General features: G+C 44.4%; 14 protein-coding genes. 5 read left to right on the top strand and 9 right to left on the bottom strand.

Annotated features, from left to right (window positions below):
* The first annotated feature begins 211 nt into the window (after positions 1-211).
* Positions 212-454 (top strand): hypothetical protein, encoded by a 243-nt coding sequence (locus AACU28_RS04200; protein ID WP_017062621.1) that lies wholly within the window; start codon positions 212-214, stop codon positions 452-454.
* 169 nt (positions 455-623) lie between these two features.
* On the opposite strand, the gene AACU28_RS04195 is transcribed toward AACU28_RS04200, so the two are convergent.
* Complete coding sequence (locus tag AACU28_RS04195; RefSeq protein WP_017078313.1) at positions 624-1,082, bottom strand: Lrp/AsnC family transcriptional regulator; 459 nt, start codon at positions 1,080-1,082, stop codon at positions 624-626.
* A gap of 149 nt (positions 1,083-1,231) precedes the next feature.
* Here AACU28_RS04195 and AACU28_RS04190 point away from each other — a divergent pair, with 149 nt between their 5' ends.
* Together AACU28_RS04190 and AACU28_RS04185 are read left to right on the top strand one after the other, a co-directional pair.
* Positions 1,232-2,161, top strand: coding sequence for a DMT family transporter (locus tag AACU28_RS04190; protein ID WP_065605168.1), 930 nt, complete (start codon positions 1,232-1,234; stop codon positions 2,159-2,161).
* Between the two features lie 158 nt (positions 2,162-2,319).
* A complete protein-coding gene (locus tag AACU28_RS04185) occupies positions 2,320-2,793 on the top strand; it encodes a hypothetical protein (RefSeq protein ID WP_029406221.1) in 474 nt (157 codons plus the stop codon).
* Between the two features lie 145 nt (positions 2,794-2,938).
* On the opposite strand, the gene AACU28_RS04180 is transcribed toward AACU28_RS04185, so the two are convergent.
* The 5 genes from AACU28_RS04180 to AACU28_RS04160 all read right to left on the bottom strand — a co-directional run bounded on the left by AACU28_RS04180 (position 2,939) and on the right by AACU28_RS04160 (position 7,289).
* On the bottom strand, positions 2,939-4,312 hold the full coding sequence (locus AACU28_RS04180) for a sensor histidine kinase (protein ID WP_121602420.1): 1,374 nt from the start codon (positions 4,310-4,312) through the stop codon (positions 2,939-2,941).
* Between the two features lie 66 nt (positions 4,313-4,378).
* Positions 4,379-5,110: a response regulator transcription factor gene (locus AACU28_RS04175; RefSeq protein WP_017082090.1), complete on the bottom strand. Its 732-nt coding sequence runs from the start codon at positions 5,108-5,110 to the stop codon at positions 4,379-4,381.
* An 82-nt stretch (positions 5,111-5,192) separates the two neighbouring features.
* The gene (locus AACU28_RS04170; protein WP_102444190.1) at positions 5,193-5,873 is read right to left on the bottom strand and encodes a spondin domain-containing protein; all 681 of its coding nucleotides are present in this window, start codon (positions 5,871-5,873) and stop codon (positions 5,193-5,195) included.
* Between the two features lie 9 nt (positions 5,874-5,882).
* The gene (locus AACU28_RS04165; protein ID WP_121602419.1) at positions 5,883-6,560 is read right to left on the bottom strand and encodes a spondin domain-containing protein; all 678 of its coding nucleotides are present in this window, start codon (positions 6,558-6,560) and stop codon (positions 5,883-5,885) included.
* Positions 6,561-6,947: 387 nt separating this feature from the next.
* Complete coding sequence (locus AACU28_RS04160; RefSeq protein WP_121602417.1) at positions 6,948-7,289, bottom strand: YggL 50S ribosome-binding family protein; 342 nt, start codon at positions 7,287-7,289, stop codon at positions 6,948-6,950.
* A gap of 254 nt (positions 7,290-7,543) precedes the next feature.
* On the opposite strand from AACU28_RS04160, the gene AACU28_RS04155 reads away from it, so the two are divergent.
* On the top strand, positions 7,544-9,571 hold the full coding sequence (locus AACU28_RS04155; protein WP_121602416.1) for a PhoX family protein: 2,028 nt from the start codon (positions 7,544-7,546) through the stop codon (positions 9,569-9,571).
* Between the two features lie 270 nt (positions 9,572-9,841).
* Here the strand turns inward: AACU28_RS04155 and AACU28_RS04150 are convergent, their stop codons facing one another.
* From AACU28_RS04150 to AACU28_RS04140, 3 genes are all read right to left on the bottom strand, one after another.
* A complete protein-coding gene (locus AACU28_RS04150) occupies positions 9,842-10,462 on the bottom strand; it encodes a LysE family translocator (protein ID WP_102557313.1) in 621 nt (206 codons plus the stop codon).
* 163 nt (positions 10,463-10,625) lie between these two features.
* The gene (locus AACU28_RS04145) at positions 10,626-11,912 is read right to left on the bottom strand and encodes a DEAD/DEAH box helicase (RefSeq protein ID WP_108196312.1); all 1,287 of its coding nucleotides are present in this window, start codon (positions 11,910-11,912) and stop codon (positions 10,626-10,628) included.
* A gap of 182 nt (positions 11,913-12,094) precedes the next feature.
* Positions 12,095-13,078 carry a CobW family GTP-binding protein gene (locus tag AACU28_RS04140; RefSeq protein WP_121602415.1) on the bottom strand — a complete coding sequence of 328 codons (984 nt, stop codon included), beginning with the start codon at positions 13,076-13,078 and terminating at the stop codon, positions 12,095-12,097.
* Between the two features lie 540 nt (positions 13,079-13,618).
* Here AACU28_RS04140 and clcA point away from each other — a divergent pair.
* Positions 13,619-15,025, top strand: a complete 1,407-nt coding sequence (gene clcA, locus AACU28_RS04135) for a H(+)/Cl(-) exchange transporter ClcA (RefSeq protein WP_017078301.1) — start codon at positions 13,619-13,621, stop codon at positions 15,023-15,025.
* Positions 15,026-15,292 lie beyond the last annotated feature (267 nt).

The raw sequence follows: 15,292 nt of genomic DNA, 5'->3' as shown, positions 1-15,292 counted from the left end.
TCAAGCCAAAATAGTCAGATAACTCGTTAATTAAAGCTTTATCAATAAGTTGTAAAACTAATGTGCGAACTATCAACAATAAAGTTCAATTTCCGACCAATGCAAGCGAGTATGTGAGATATTCATCACAAAATAGATTTACAAACGCCAAGAAATTGTTATCATGATTATTCATATAACTTAATAACAAGAAACATTTTGGCTAGGTAATATGCAAAAAACTATGGCTTTCAACTGCTTGAGTAACACGGAATGGACTGCGGAGATAAGAGGTAAACTTTTATCTGTAGCTAAACACATGGAAGAGTTCGGTTCAGTAAGTGAGCTAGAGCTATGTAAGATATTTGGAGAGACGATTTGGAATGACGGTGTGGATTATCATTCACATGCTTTTTCATTCAGAATTAACGCTCAAACTGGGGATTGTTCAATCTCTAACTTTAAGTATCACTAAGTTTTGCACCTATCATATACGGAGTGCCTTTCACGAGGCGCTCCGTTTTTTATTGCTGCGCATCTGGTATTTGACGATAGTCTTTAAGAGCAGCGGCCCCCTAGTTTAACAACGAAAGTCATTTCGTTTTCAGCTCATTTCATCCAAAGACGTCTCCCCTACCTGTCGCTTAGTCAGTATAAACCGGAAGTGGCGCATTGCCTTTCACTTGCCTAATCGCAAGGTGAGTATGTATATCTTTTACGTTAGAGAGACGCTGTAGCTTTCTTGTAAATGCTTCATAAGCCATAAGATTTGGACTGACAACTTCTAAAAGATAGTCATAAGCTCCGGATACAACGTGGCAGCTGATGACCTCTTCCATTTCGACAATTGCACTTTCAAATTTATCGATCGACACTTCTTGGTGGTTGTTTAAGCTCACCTCAACAAACACACTCATTGCGATACCGACCTGTTCTCGTGACAGGCTCACACGATAGCCATCAATAATCCCTTTTTCTTCCAATCTTTTGATGCGCCTCGCGCACGGTGAAGCCGATAAGCCAACCTCATCAGCTAACTCAGCCGTGGTTAGCCTGCCGTCTTTCTGAAGCAACTCAAGAAGATGTCTATCAATCCTATCCATAGCAAATACCGACCATTGGTTAAATTCGTTAATAATTTTGGAAATATTAGCAGAAATCATCAACAATAACTTAAGTTAGAACAAAACTTGCCAACCTGTGGCACACCAAGTACCCCATAATGAGTCATCATCCACTTTCCTTGTTTATTATGAAGCTTGGTTACCTATCTATTATTGTCACTCTGCTCATCTGGGCGAGCTTTTTCCTTTCTCTTAAAGGCGGCGCAAATTCAGACTTAACACCTGCAGACATCGCACTGACTCGATTCCTCATACCTGCATTGGTGCTATTGCCTTTGATGTGGAAAGCACGCAGCACGATCGCTGCTGTCCCAAATCGATACTTGGCCGGTATGTTTGTGGGGTGCGGGTTACCTTATTTACTCGTTGCAGGGACAGCCATGCAGTTTGTTCCGGTATCACACGGGAGTGCTTTGGTTCCGGGAACGCTTCCTCTGTTCGTAACAGGAATCGCGGTACTCTTTTTTAAACAACCGCTTAGCCGACACCGTGTCGTTGGTTTAGGTCTTGTTTTACTCGGGATATTGTTGTTTCTAGGAAATAGCTTAAGCAGCTTCAACTTTGAATACACCAAAGGTCACTTGTTGTTTTTGTGCGGGAGCTTGATGTGGGCGACTTTTACCATCTCAGCACGTGTTGCCAACCTTAATGCGCTCGTGAGTGCAGGTTTTATCTCATTCTGTTCCACTTTGCTGTTGCTGGTCCTTATCCTTACAGGAACCCTCCCTAGCCATTTAATGAGCACTCCAATTGCTCAATGGCCAGTCACAGAGCTTGCCGTACATTCAGCGGTGCAAGGCGTCGGTGCAGGCCTAATAGCGGCATTCACTTATCTCTATGCTGTCAATACATTAGGAGCAGAGCGTTCAGCCGCTTTTGGCAGTGCAACACCCGCCGTTGCAACGTTGTTGGCGATCCCACTGTTTAACGAGATTCCGGATACGATGACTTGGTTAGCGCTTGGTTCAATTTGTATCGGCAGCTTGGTCGCGAGCAACATTTTCATGAGAAACGACCAGTCTATGCAGTATCAACCGCCAAGCCATAGCAAAGCCTGATACTGCGTTCAAACCTAAATACAGTTCCCCTAAACATCAATTTTAGGGCTTGTAGTAAATAGATAAGCCTACAAACGTAGGCTTATCTAAAATCTTCTTTTTCTGAACTCGCTTCTCCATTAAACTGTCTGACCTTTTTGCAGATCCAAGAGAACACCATGCAACGCGATTACACTTTAACTTGCTTAAACAACATGCCTCGTGAAGAACTAGAAGAATTTAGTTTAAGAATGATTCATCGCCTTGTCCCTGAAGATGCAATGACGGAACTATTTACGTTCGAACAAGAAGAAGTGACCAATGAAGAGCGTATGCAATCAGCTAAGTTTGATGCGATGTTGCGAATGACAGCAATCGCGCTGAGTGAAGTGAATCTTGCGTTTAGTGAGTCGGATAACTCACAACAAAACATCGAGCGCATGACTCGACTATTGCTTTGGCACTTCTATGCAATGTCGTTCAACCTTGAGCAAGCGATCAGCCTTGAAACTCACTGTGACAAAGTCGAGAAGATTTTGTCGAAAGCACCGACAGAAGCATTTGGTTGGGTAAAAGAGCTAACAGAGTTGCTGCACTTCTATGCTGAACTAAATGAAGGCAATGAAGACAACGAAGTCAAAAAAGACGCATAAAGTCCCTTCAACTTAAAAAACTTCTCAACTTAAAAGCTGCCCAACGAGTTGTTCGTTACTCAAAGAACAACTCGCCTATCCCCTAGAACGGCGGCAAGTAGAACGATATCGAAAGAAATTAGAACTAAATCGAAGACAGACAGGGCTAAACCGAAGGCAAATAGAAACTTTGCTGAAATGAGTTTTCTGCTTTTGTTGTTTCTAAAACACTATGATGCAACATCAATATCGACTGAGCGATTTTGGTGCCAATACCTAACGAACCATTAGGGGCCTCTAGTTCAACTTCATTATGGATAACGACCTTCACCCGTTTTGAATCCGATTCTAAACCTACATCTAACGACACCATTGTTCCGCTCGGGCTATGCCTCAACGCATTATCTAGCAGATTCAAGATCAGCCTCTCAAGTAAATCACCGTCACCCACAGCCTTGATTCCAATAGGTATATTGACGTTCAACTCAACATTCTTATGGCGATACTGGCTTTGTATCGTTTCTAAGCATTCGTTCATCAACACATTAAAATCGATTGAAGCGTATTGATACTTAGGCACAGGATTATCATTTTTGGCGCTATCGAGTAGTGAATGGAGCTGTTCAGACAACTTGTTGCCATTGCGGTAAGCGACGTCAATCAACGGGTCTGACTTCGGATTTTGAATCTTCCACGTTTCTAGGTAGCCAAGAACACTCGATAATGGCGTTTTCAAATCATGACTGAGCTGTAATAAGCTTTGTCTGCGGTGTGATGACTGATACTCAAGCTGCAAAAACTGTTGTTGGATGTGTTTCGCCATCAATTGATAAGAACGTGCAATGGGCACTAATTCTGGTACTTGATGGACAAAGTTAGGTTCCAATCTAAAATCTTGCTCAGCTTGTTGCTGCAATTTATTGGTTACCGCTTCAATTGGGTTCAACAGACTGCGTTTCACTAGCAGATAAGCGCCAATCGCAAAGCCAAAAATAGAAACCAGCACAAGCCCTGTAAGTGCGATGTATGGTGTATCAACCTGAGAGTTGGTGATCACAGTATGGCGATTACTTCCTATCACCACATACAAATAACCCACCGTCGACCCTAGCTCTTCAATCGCCGCCACAGAAAATACTTTAGGAGAGCCTGGGTTGATCGGGTCTTCGCCCAAAATAGGATAAGGCTTGTCATTTAAGAACTGTTGAATGGGCGCTAGATCTATCTGATTGGCTAACACAGTACCTTCCGGTGCAGCATTGGTTGTGATATTGCCCTGACTATCCAGAAAATAAATATCAAAATCAGGCCCTATCAGCATCAAGGTGTGGAATATAGATTTGAGTGCTTTGGGGTTGTAGTCGGTACCAATCATGAGAGGATTATCATCGCGCATATGAACCGCGAGCTCTTTATGTAAGCTCTGCTTGGTTCTTTGTTCTATGGTCTCTTTTTGCCAATGATAAGTGTAAGCAATCACCACACTTACCAACAAAAACCACAAACTTGTGAACAGCACTAAACGTGATTTGAAACTCATGTTCTCTCCTCTATGGCTCGTAGGTCTTACTGGCTTTTTAGTAAACTTAGGACGCGACACATAGACCTAAGCTTTTGACTCAAACTTATAGCCAACACCCCAAACGGTTTTAATGAAATCATCATCACTATTCGGCATCGCAAGCTTGGTTCTTAGACGGTTGACCGTGCTACACACAGTATGGTGATAGCCAGAGTGATGAGTATTCCAAACGTGATCGAGCAGCTCGTCTTTGCTATACACACGTCCCGGGCGGGTTGCTAAGAAGTGAAGTAAGGTAAACTCGGTAGCAGTAAGCGGTACATCTCGGTTATTGAGTGAAACCTGATGGCGTTCAGGTTGGATAATGAGTCCACCAAAATTCATAACCGATTCTGTTGTCATAGCCTCTTGAGTGACTGATTCAACATGGTTTAAACGGCGAAGTACGTTCCTCACTCTTGCTTGAAACTCGAGAACGCTGAAAGGTTTCGTTATGTAGTCATCAACACCGGCTTCTAAACCTGACACCTTATCTAGCTCAGCATCCCTTGCGGTTAGCATGAGTACCGGCGTCCAATCTTCTTGCTGACGTAACATTCGACAAAAATCGAGTCCATCTCCGTCAGGCAAGCCACGATCCAGTACGATTAAATCGAAATGACCATCTTTATAGAGCGCCTGAGCCTTTTCAATCACATTAGTTCTTATTACGTCATGGCCTTGGAACTTAAGATGCATCTGCACCAGTTCAGCTAGGTCATCATCGTCTTCAACCAACAATATGTTTGCCATCAAATTTACCGCAGCACTATTCATGATCCCTGCTCTATTCGGAGTCTGCCTACCTTTCAATTGACCGGAACAGAGCAAGAATTCTTTCATCGTGCTTTCAACCCTATTATTCAGTTCGAGTAATGGTGATTCTTGCTCCTGGGTTGAGGAAACGATGGTTAGCACTTAAAGCAGACGTCGTAAGGCCGTCATCTTGGCTGATTACACCAGAGTGGAAACTCACTACATCGGTGTCGTCTCGTGTGGTATTAAAACCCTCACCACCGCCCGCAGGTCCCGGAATCGTTGCAGCAAGCTCGTCGTTCAATTCCGTTCCTGAATCCCAAACATTCATGTTCATCACAAAGGTATCACCCACGGCTAATGACTTAAGCGACAAACCGGATTCACCAACAAACGCATCATTGGTATTCACCAACATGGAAGCAACTGAAATATACCCTTCTTGATTTGGGTCAACACGAATAGACACCGTGTCTTGCTCACCTGAAAGAATCAGCCCATTGCCTGAGATGCCTTGATAAACATTGGCGTCACTGTCACTGAGCGCAAGCAATTGTGCATTACTGCCTCCTTCCGCCAAATATTCCAGATCGACAGAGGCACTTTGCCCAACTTCAAACAGGTCAAAATTCGTATTGTGAGTCAATACCGCGAGGGGCGACATAGGTTGATTGGGCGTTAGGTTAGCAACACTGACATCGTAACGATAGTAATCGTCGTCATCGTCCGGACAACCTGCTAACACAGCTACTGATGCAGCGATAAATAGAATTCTAGCTTTCATACATCCCCCTTACTTCACAACAATGGTGATAGTAGCCACAGGATTTAACCAACGATGACTGCTACTATCGAGGTCGCTGATGCCGCCAGCCGCGTTACTATCACCAATGTTACCCGGATGAATATGAACCTTAGCGTTTGACACTGCAGTTTCAACTCCCGTACCACCAGCACCAAAGGTAATAAATGGCGGGTTTGGCATGCTGCCAGCCAACTCATCATTCGCTTCAGTGCCTGCGTCATAGCCATTGAGGGTCGCTTTGTAGGTGCCCGCTTGAGTTGGGATTTTCCAACTGTCTAAGCCAACAAAACCGTCGTTGGTTGGCAGCAGCATTGCACCCAATGACAAGTAAGCTAAATCACCAGTGTCGATATCAAACGTAGTTGCGACGCCCGGATTAAGAATACCGGTAGCTGGGTTTTCAACCACCACACCACCCGCGTTTGCAATCAAACTCGATAGACCTGAAATATCGCCACCTTCGGCCATCGATTCTAATTCCGCAGAAGCACTCTCACCCGTTCTAAACATGAACAAGCTGGAGTCATGAGCGGCTGCCAAGATAGGCGTAAAGTAGATCCCTTTCGTTGCGTTGGTAACGGTCACCTCAAGCTCTGCAGCCTGAGCCGCTCCGAAGGCCAACATAGCCGAACTGATCACTAAGCTGATTTGAGTACGTTTGTTCATTTTGATTCCATCCTTTATCGAGTCCTATCGTTGCCAACAAAACGAATAACAGCGATATACCGTTACCTTTGCCAGAACGAACTGTGGTGTTGTTGACTCTAAGAATGACGATCAAATCTATCAGCAACTTCATTGAATTCTCATAAAACTCTCACAAGTTTATTCAAACTTCTTACTATCCAGAAAGACAGACCTAAAAGACTGATATGTAAATAGAAATTCTCGTTCCAGAAATGAGAGTTACATAAGGGATCATGGTTCAAAAATAGCGCAGACCAAAAGCAAAAAGGCCCAATCGATATACCGACTGGGCCTTTCACTGATGTATAAATCTTATCTCAGGAAAGCTCTATTAGCTTCCAACTGAGCTAGCCGAACAACACCAATTTAGAATGCGTAGTTTGCGTCAACAAGTTCGCTTACTTCTACTTTGCTTACTTCTGCGCGAGCTTCAAGCCACTGCGCTACTTGCAGTTGCTCTGCTTCTGTCACTGAACGGTAGCGCTCAATAGAACATAAGAAACCTTCGAACAGCTCTAAACCACCGCCACCAAAGCTCAGGCCGATGCTGTCGATAAAATCGATAAATTCATCGATGAACACATCGTATTGGTCAAAATCAGCAATCGAAGTCGTGCAGCTTACTTCAAAACCTAGAATAGCGAATTCACCTAGGTATAACTTCTTGCGTAGGCGGCGATTTTTGTTTTCGATTTTATCTAATTTCATAACTGTCTCTCTTTTCGTTTGATAAAGCATTTATACACAGTTCTTCGTTAATTCCCAAGAGTTTTGTATTGCACGAGAGGCTTAGCAGCAAAAATCGTGCTACAGAAACAAAACCTTAATCAAAACTATAAAAATCTGTCACTTAACTGCTTCACGATTGCTCACACATCAGCCCAAGTTATTAACCAATCCATTAGTAAGTGGGTAAGTCATAAATAACGAATAATAAAGTCAGCCAACAGGAAGCAGTCCCGATGAGCAAGGAAACATTTGATAGCACTCGTTTTAACAAGAGTAACAACAAGCCTTTCGAAGAAGTTCTAGATGCGAACCTTTCAAGAAGAAACGTTCTGAAAGGCGGTTTAGGCATCAGTGCAATGACCGCATTTGGCGCGTTTGGTTTAGCGGGTCACAGCACGGCTAACGCTGCGACAATGCAAGCAACGGGCGCACAAAAAAGCACTGCAACACTTGCATTCGAATCGGTTAAAGGATCATTGACAGACAGTGTCGTTGTACCAAAAGGCTATACAGCACAGGTATTGGTTCCTTGGGGTACTCCACTCAACAAGCAAGGCAATGCTTGGTTAAAAGACGGCACCAACAATGCACAAGATCAAGCCAACGCATTAGGCATGCATCACGATGGCATGCACTTCTTCCCGCTTAATGGCAACAGCAATGATGGCTTATTGGTGATCAACCACGAATACATCGACCAAAAAGCGCTGCACGCCAACGGCCCAACATACAACGAAGGCGCTCGCCCTAGCCTTGATGAAGTACGTAAAGAGATCAACGCGCACGGCGTGAGTGTTGTTCGAGTGAAACTTGAAGGCAACCAATGGGTGATGGTCGATAACGATCCACTGAACCGCCGCTACACAGGCGCAACAGTAATGGACCTGTCTGGCCCTGTTGCTCACAGTGAATTTACCAAAACCAAGTTCTCACAAGACGGCAGCCAAGCTCGTGGCACGTTGAACAACTGTGGTAATGGCTACACGCCATGGGGCACTTACCTAACGTGTGAAGAAAACTGGCCGGGTTATTTCGTGAACAAAGGCGAGACAACGCCAGCGCAGGAACGTATTGGTATCGCTACCGACAAAACACGTTACGGTTGGGATACACTTTCAGGTAACAAACAAGAACGCTTAGACGAATTTGCACGCTTTGACGTAACACCAAGCGCTGATTCACCGATGGACGATTACCGTAACGAAGCACACGGTCACGGCTACATTGTTGAAATCGACCCATACACAGCAAACTCTCGCGCTAAGAAACGTTCTGCACTGGGTTGTTTCCGTCACGAAGGCTGTACGTTTGGTAAGTTGACTGAAGGCGAGCCGATCGTATTCTACTCTGGTCACGATTCGCGCTTTGAATACCTGTACAAATTCGTTTCTGAAGAGAAATGGGACCCGCGTGATGCAGAGCCGAGCAATCGCCTAAGTGCGGGTGACAAGTACATGGACAAAGGCACACTGTATGTGGCTAAGTTCAACGATGATGGTTCAGGCACTTGGCTACCACTGACTCTGAGCAGTAAGACCGCAAACGGCGGTAAGCTAGGTGATTCATTTGATTCTCAAGCAGCACTTATCATTAATACCGCAGGCGCAGCCGACCTTGTAGGCGCAACGCCAATGGATCGCCCTGAATGGTGCTCTGTTGACCCGATGACAGGTACGGCTTACCTAACGCTAACGAATAACAACAAGCGTAAAGAAGCGAACTCTGCGAACCCTCGCGTAGACAACAAGTTCGGTCATGTTATTCGTTGGGATGAAGGCAAAACAGCAGGCGAGTTCGATTGGGATATCTTCGTATTTGGCTCTCCAGCAGTGGAAGACAAGTCTATTAACCGCTCAGGCCTAACAGACATGAACCAGTTCGCCAGCCCTGACGGCTTAGCGTTTGATGCTCGTGGCATCTTGTGGATTCAGACTGATAACGGCGCAGATGAAGTAACGGGCTACACCAATGACCAAATGCTGGCAGTGGTCCCATCTCAGTTAACGGATGACAACGGCAACAGCGCGGTAATTGATGCAGACAACCAAGCACAACTTAAACGCTTCTTTGTTGGTCCAAACGGTTGTGAAGTAACAGGCTTTACCATCAGCCCAGATTTCAAATCACTGTTTGTGAACATTCAACACCCAGCAAACTGGCCATCGTCAGAAGATGCGACTGCACAGACTCAAGGCAATGTTCGCCCAAGAGCATCTACCGTAGTGATTCGTCGTGAAGACGGCGGTGAAATCGCAGTTTAATACGCAAATCTAGCTAAGATCAGCAATCTTACTGTTATCTAGCTTCTGTTCGCTAGCTAAGTGAAATCAAAAAGAGCGATAAGGCTAAATGCCCTATCGCTCTTTTTATATTCGATGCATTCTTCGGTTTGAGTAAGAATCCGAATCTTCAAAATTCATCGTCATCCTAAGTACTCATCATCCTAAGTACTCATCATCCCGAGTACGCGTCATCCTCGAGAAGGAGGAACGACTGAGTCGGGGATCTCTAACCGTTATCGCAGCTCAGAATTAGCTAACGAACAACCACACACCAACGCCCATCATTAACGTACCTGCAATGCGGTTCATCAACTTAACGTTATCGGCTTTACCCAGCATATGTTTTAGGCTCTTACCGCCCGTAGCATACAGGGTCATGCAGACAAATTCAGAAACCAGAATAATAGACACTAAAATCAACAACTGCGGCGCTAAGTCTTTATTACTGTTAATGAAAGGAGGCAATAACGAAATCATGAATGCCCAGCCTTTCGGGTTCGCGATTGCCGTTACGAAGCCTTGAACCACCAAGTCCCAATCATTGCTGACTTTTGTTGTTTGGTTGTCAGTACTGATCGCCAGCTTGCCTCTTGAACGCCACATCTGAATGCCTAAATAGAACAAGTAAGCTGCACCAACAAATTTGAAGCCCGTAAATAGCCACGGGTAGTTCAACATAATAGATGCAATACCCAATACCGCAGCAATAGAAACCACCGCAACACCAGCCAATTCACCGATCATCATCCATAATGTACGCTTGTATCCAACACTCATTCCTAGCGTCAAAGCCAAGGTCATACACATACCGGGCGTGATTGACACAAAGAAAAATGTGGGAATAAAAGCCCAAAGTAGTGCGCTATCCATATTATTACCTTATCGACTTATTTTTATTTGATGCTTCTTATTATTACGCGGGCTCAAAATGAAGCGAGGTTGAGACGAAGTAGTGATGACAATAAACAATATTGCGATCAATACAAACAAAAAGAGCCACATAACAGTGGCTCTTTTTAGTCACCAACCGTAATTACTTACGACGGTTTTTAATTCGCTTCATCATAGTCAAACGACGTTCTGCGCTTGCTTGATCTTGAGGCTCTTCGTTCGCGTTGTTCTTACGACCTTGGCGGTTTTTGTACGCCGATTTAGTGTTCAGCTTCTCGATGTAAGCATCACGTTTCTTCGGTTCATAACCCGGTTGTTCAACACGGCGAATACGTTGTTGAATCAGTGTTTCAACTTGAACAACAGTCAACTCTTCTTCGCGGTTAACGAAAGAAATCGCATGACCTTGTTTACCAGCACGACCTGTACGGCCAATACGGTGAACGTAATCTTCCGCTAGGAAAGGCATGTCGTAGTTAATTACATGTGGTAAGTCTTCGATATCAAGACCACGGGCTGCAACGTCGGTTGCTACCATCACACGTGCTCTGCCTTCTTTGAAGTCATCCAAAGCACGACGACGAGCGCTTTGTGCTTTATCACCGTGACAAAGTACCGCTTTAATGCCGTCTAACTTAAGCTCTTTAACGACGTCATTCGCTGTTTCTTTGTAGTTCACGAACACAAGTACTTGGCGCCAGTTTTTACGGCCAATAAGTTCAGAAAGCAGTTCTGTTTTGCGTTCTTGGTCCACAGGGTATACCACGTGACCAACAGTAGCAGCCGTTGAGTTTTCGCGCTCAACACTAATACGTTTTGGTTTACGTAGAATATCAACAGACAGTTGGTTTAACTGAGTAGAAGTCGTTGCCGAGAACATCATGATTTGCGGCGATGTTTCTACATCCAACATGATCTTACGAACGGCATTGATAAAGCCCATATCAAGGATACGGTCAGCTTCATCGAATACTAGAAATTCTAGGTTTGCAATAGACACGTTACCCTCTTCTAAGTGCTCTTCTAAACGGCCTGGTGTTGCAACCAAAATATCAACACCCAGTTCTAATTGACGAACTTGTGAAGACATTTTGTTACCACCGTAAACCGCTGAAACGCTTAGTTCAGTGTATTTAACGTAGTCTTTAATGTTTTGAGCGATCTGCGCAGCGAGCTCACGAGTTGGAGCAAGAATAAGGCCGCGAGCCGTTCCTCTAGACGCCTTTTTACCGCTGTTCAAAAGGTGCTGAATAACAGGCAATGAAAATGCCGCTGTTTTACCCGTACCGGTTTGAGCAGTAGCAAAAATATCATGGCCTTTACGAGCCATTGGAATCGCCTTTTGTTGAATTGGAGTGAGTTTTTCATAACCACACTCAGTCAACGCTTTGACTAATTCAGGAGCAAAACCTTGAGAGGAAAATGACATTGTTACGGGTTCCTTAAGCAGACAGCCTACATTCTTATTTCAGCCGAGCACTATAAAGTAATTAGAGTGATTTATCTCACATTTATCGTGATATAACGCAAACTTTCTCATTTAATCTGGTGTTTACCCCACCTTCAACGAAGTAAACACCGAGATCATCAGTTCAAACAGTAAAAATGGCGCTATTTGATGCCACACAGCTTGAGTAGAATCTGCTCGAGATCGTCCCAAGGCATTAACTGCGAGTCGATCACTTCAAGACGAGACTCAAAGCCATCAAGGGAAATTTCATTCACTGACACCACTTGATTCGCCACGTTAAACGCATAGCAACCTTGGTCAGTATTCACCACAGCTTTTACACGCTCAGCTGTAAGATCCGACAGCATTGAAAACAGCGCATCAAAGTCGAACTTATGCTCTGCGCCAAATAGCCAACCGCAACTGAAATAGCCCTGACCTTTATTCTCTTTACGGATGAACGCTTCACCGGGAGGAAGTTGGAATTGAGGCTCTTGTTCAGCGTGATCGTGATGATGCGCTTCAATATGAGAGGAAGCACTGCCGTATACTCTTTCAATATCCAACACTTCCAATGGCACTTCACCATTGTGAATTAGCTTATGGAAGACTTTTGCTGGCGTTTGATCCGTCACCCAATCATTGAACACATCGATGTCTTCAGAATGAACAAGGTCAACCTTAGTACCAAGAATCACATCTGCACTGTCCAGTTGATCATTGAAATTCTGATTCGACGTGTACTTTTCATTGGATAGGTTTCGTGGGTCAACCAAGCCAAGCGTCGCTTTTAAATCAACATAAGGTGTGTATTGCTCTGAAGTGAGTGTCGCAATAACCTGTTTAGGGTGACCAAGCCCAGTTGGCTCAATCAATAAACGGTCCGGCTTTTGGCGCAGTAAGACATTAATACCTACCGACATAGGCACACCTGCAGTACAACACATGCAGCCACCCGGTACTTCTTTAATTAAAGCACCTTGGTCTGTCATTAATGCGCCATCAATGCCGATTTCGCCAAACTCATTAACCAGGACAGCCCAGTTTTCATTCTCAGGTTTATTTTTGAGCAGGTTCAAAATAGCTGTCGTTTTGCCAACACCCAAGAAACCCGTAATTATGTTTGTAGGAACTTTTTTGGTCATATCAGTTCTCCTTTTTAAGGGAGTATATACACAATCACGGAGAAATTGACCCCAATCGCTTGTTTATACGGAGAATGATTTAAGCCAGAAGTTGTATGAGTGTCACTAGAAAAGGGGGGAACGAAGAAAAATGAATGCTCCAGACGAACTAAAGGCGTACTTGAAGTACGCCTCACTCTCGTTACTCAATCGTGAGTTCGCGAATCAGGAAGCCTTAAATATCGACCTGAACAATTAACGAGAAACTAAAACTTTGTATCTGAATCCATCCAAATTGTGTGTAAAACCTCACGTCTCCTTGCGGTTTGTTATGTTGCTTTACGATTTAACTATGGTTCATTTTTGGGGATATTCAAGGTGCCATCTGTGAATCGATCAAAATTGTGACGGGGATTACACTATTGCCCATAGATTCCATTTATGTAACACGTACATTCCATAAATGAAATTCAACTTTTCATCTTTGCTGCTATAGGATATGCAGAGGACGCGTATAATTTATGACAACCCCGCCTTAACCCATTCAGGAGCCTTATCTCAATGACCAGAAGAGAGAAAATTAAGCAATCCTTATTAGCCAAAATGCCAAGGGATGCTATTAATCAATTTCTCTCAAGAGATAAGACACCCGCTTCCGTTCTCTTTCTTTCTTGTATTGTAGGTGTACTTGCTGGCGTAGTGGGTACCTATTTCGAAGTCGCGGTTCATTTCATCACAGAAACTCGTACCGATTGGCTTAAAGATGAAATCGGTAGCTATTTACCCCTTTGGCTGGCCGCTTTCCTTATTAGTGCTGCATTTGCCTTTATTGGTTACTTCCTCGTTCACCGCTTTGCTCCAGAGGCTGCAGGCTCAGGCATCCCCGAAATTGAAGGTGCGATGGACGGTATGCGCCCTGTTCGATGGTGGAGAGTATTGCCAGTAAAATTCTTTGGCGGTATGGGTGCATTAGGTTCTGGTATGGTTTTAGGTCGAGAAGGACCAACCGTTCAAATGGGCGGCAGTATTGGTCGCATGGTCACCGATATCTTTCGAGTCAAAGATGACGACACTCGCCACTCACTATTAGCTTCGGGTGCCGCAGGTGGTTTAGCCGCCGCATTCAACGCACCACTGGCTGGCATCATGTTTGTAGTCGAGGAGATGAGACCACAGTTTCGCTATTCACTCATATCAATTAAAGCCGTCATCATCTCCGCGGTTTCAGCCAACATCGTTTTTCGATCAATCAACGGGCAGTCTGCCGTTATCACAATGCCTCAATACCAACCGCCTGAACTGGATGCTCTGTGGTTATTCTTGTTGTTAGGCGTGTTGTTCGGCCTGTTTGGTGTGATTTTCAATAAGCTGATTACACTTTCGCAAGACCTGTTTGTGGCAATACACAAGAATGACCGTAAACGCTACTTAATGACAGGTTCCCTGCTGGGCGGTTGCTTTGGCTTATTGCTGCTCTATATACCAGAGTTGACTGGCGGTGGTATTGGTATCATCCCGAACATCACTAATGGCAACTACAGCGCAAACGTGCTGCTGTTAATCTTCTTAGGGCGCGTGCTCACTACCCTGCTTTGTTTCGGCTCTGGTGCACCGGGTGGTATCTTTGCACCAATGCTTGCTCTAGGAACACTCTTTGGTTACGCGTTTGGGCTTATCGCGGCGGCATTCTTCCCTGAACTGAATATAGAGCCGGGTATGTTTGCGATTGCCGGCATGGGCGCCTTATTTGCCGCCACCGTGCGAGCGCCTATCACTGGTATTCTGTTGGTTATTGAAATGACCAATAACTACTACCTCATCTTACCGTTGATCATCACCTGCTTAGGTGCGGTAATCATTGCTCAAATGTTAGGTGGACAGCCAATTTACAGTCAGCTGCTTAACCGTACGCTGAAAAACGAGAAGCTAAGACAGCAAGACCTCCCTCAGCAAGAGGAAGTACGTTAACGACATTGAGAACGGTAGTTCAAATGTGGGACTTAAACGTAACTCGTTAAGTTCCACTAATACAGTCAAGTTCCACTGATACATGAGCAAACCAAGCTCAGTATTTATAAATCACTCAAAAAATAAAGCACACTTTCCTAGTGCTTAATGTCCCGATTTCGTATCAAAATCAAAAAAGCAAACGTTAAACTTGCTATCATCCACTCAAAATTATTTGAGTGTCCTTAACATCTATTGAGGACACAGCTGAGCGCTCACTCTAGAGCA

The sequence above is a fragment of the Vibrio sp. SBT000027 genome, from assembly GCF_963894355.1.
Classification (GTDB): domain Bacteria; phylum Pseudomonadota; class Gammaproteobacteria; order Enterobacterales; family Vibrionaceae; genus Vibrio; species Vibrio splendidus.
The sequence above is the reverse complement of the archived record's forward strand: the minus strand, read 5'-3'. Positions and strand labels throughout refer to the sequence as shown.

What these genes read in the sequence shown, in the direction of transcription:
- AACU28_RS04200 (WP_017062621.1), top strand. Translation starts at nt 212, where the DNA reads ATGCAAAAAACTATGGCTTTCAACTGCTTGAGTAACACGGAATGGACT.
- AACU28_RS04195 (WP_017078313.1), bottom strand. Translation starts at nt 1,082, where the DNA reads ATGGATAGGATTGATAGACATCTTCTTGAGTTGCTTCAGAAAGACGGC.
- AACU28_RS04190 (WP_065605168.1), top strand. Translation starts at nt 1,232, where the DNA reads ATGAAGCTTGGTTACCTATCTATTATTGTCACTCTGCTCATCTGGGCG.
- AACU28_RS04185 (WP_029406221.1), top strand. Translation starts at nt 2,320, where the DNA reads ATGCAACGCGATTACACTTTAACTTGCTTAAACAACATGCCTCGTGAA.
- AACU28_RS04180 (WP_121602420.1), bottom strand. Translation starts at nt 4,312, where the DNA reads ATGAGTTTCAAATCACGTTTAGTGCTGTTCACAAGTTTGTGGTTTTTG.
- AACU28_RS04175 (WP_017082090.1), bottom strand. Translation starts at nt 5,110, where the DNA reads ATGAATAGTGCTGCGGTAAATTTGATGGCAAACATATTGTTGGTTGAA.
- AACU28_RS04170 (WP_102444190.1), bottom strand. Translation starts at nt 5,873, where the DNA reads ATGAAAGCTAGAATTCTATTTATCGCTGCATCAGTAGCTGTGTTAGCA.
- AACU28_RS04165 (WP_121602419.1), bottom strand. Translation starts at nt 6,560, where the DNA reads ATGAACAAACGTACTCAAATCAGCTTAGTGATCAGTTCGGCTATGTTG.
- AACU28_RS04160 (WP_121602417.1), bottom strand. Translation starts at nt 7,289, where the DNA reads ATGAAATTAGATAAAATCGAAAACAAAAATCGCCGCCTACGCAAGAAG.
- AACU28_RS04155 (WP_121602416.1), top strand. Translation starts at nt 7,544, where the DNA reads ATGAGCAAGGAAACATTTGATAGCACTCGTTTTAACAAGAGTAACAAC.
- AACU28_RS04150 (WP_102557313.1), bottom strand. Translation starts at nt 10,462, where the DNA reads ATGGATAGCGCACTACTTTGGGCTTTTATTCCCACATTTTTCTTTGTG.
- AACU28_RS04145 (WP_108196312.1), bottom strand. Translation starts at nt 11,912, where the DNA reads ATGTCATTTTCCTCTCAAGGTTTTGCTCCTGAATTAGTCAAAGCGTTG.
- AACU28_RS04140 (WP_121602415.1), bottom strand. Translation starts at nt 13,078, where the DNA reads ATGACCAAAAAAGTTCCTACAAACATAATTACGGGTTTCTTGGGTGTT.
- clcA (WP_017078301.1), top strand. Translation starts at nt 13,619, where the DNA reads ATGACCAGAAGAGAGAAAATTAAGCAATCCTTATTAGCCAAAATGCCA.